This is a genomic window from Actinomyces sp. oral taxon 849 str. F0330 (assembly GCF_000239715.1).
GTDB lineage: Bacteria > Actinomycetota > Actinomycetes > Actinomycetales > Actinomycetaceae > Actinomyces > Actinomyces johnsonii.
In genome coordinates, this window is record NZ_JH470389.1 from 1 (window position 1) to 1180 (window position 1180).

Below are 1180 nucleotides of genomic sequence, written 5' to 3' on the forward strand. Positions count from 1 at the left end.
CTCGCGGCAAGGGTCGGGGGCGGACTGCTTCTAGCGGGGCGGGCGCAGGGGCCAGCACCGGAGCCAACGAGCCCAAGGACCAGGTGACCGGGATCCTTGACGCCGTCGACGAGCTGCTGGGCGAGCCCGGCGGCGATATCCTCATCTTCCTGGCCGGTGAGCGCGACATCCGCGACACCGAGGCGGCCCTCATCGACCATCTGGGGGCGCGCTACACGCCCGACGGCCGCTCGCGCACGCCGGGGGCCATCGAGGTCGTGCCTCTGTACTCGCGCTTGAGCGCCGCTGAGCAGCACCGGGTCTTCGAGGCCCACCGGGTGCGCCGCATCGTCCTGGCCACGAACGTGGCCGAGACCTCCCTGACGGTTCCGGGGATCCGCTACGTCATCGACCCGGGCCTGGCGCGCATCTCCCGCTACTCCAACCGCACCAAGGTCCAGCGCCTGCCGATCGAGCCGGTCAGCCGGGCCAGTGCCAACCAGCGGGCGGGCCGCTGCGGACGCGTGGCCGACGGCATCGCCATCCGCCTCTACTCGCAGGCCGACTTCGAGGCGCGCCCGGAGTACACCGAGCCGGAGATCCTGCGTACCTCACTGGCCAGCGTCATCCTGCAGATGGCGGCCCTGGGGCTGGGGGCGGTGGAAGACTTCCCCTTCCTGGACGCCCCCGACTCCCGCCAGGTCCGCTCCGGGCTGCAGCTGCTCACGGAGATCGGCGCGATCGAACCGGCTGGGGCCGCTTCCGCCCGGTCCGACGACGCCCCCGGGCGGGGTCGGAGGGGCCCGCACCTGACCGGGATCGGTCGGCGACTGGCGCGCCTGCCGATCGACCCGCGCCTGGGGCGCATGCTCCTGGAGGCCGGAGAGCTGGGCTGCGTCGGGGAGGTCATGGTCATCGTGGCGGCCTTGTCCATCCAGGATGTGCGCGAGCGCCCGGTGGACAAGCAGGAGGCCTCCGATGCCCTGCACCGACGCTTCGCCGACCCGACCAGTGACTTCCTGACCTATCTCAACCTGTGGCGCTACCTGCGCACGCAGAGCCGCGAGCTGTCGGGATCGGCGTTCCGGCGCATGTGCCGCGCCGAGTTCCTGCACTACCTGCGGGTGCGCGAGTGGCAGGACGTCCACGCCCAGCTGCGCCAGCTGGCCCGTCCGCTCGGCCTGGATGCCGCCCCGGTGGA

General features: G+C 72.4%; 1 protein-coding gene. It reads left to right on the forward strand.

Annotated features, from left to right (window positions below; genetic code table 11):
- Window positions 1-1180: helicase-related protein (locus HMPREF0975_RS14260; RefSeq protein WP_009234947.1), on the forward strand; the 1180-nt coding region annotated here is incomplete at both ends.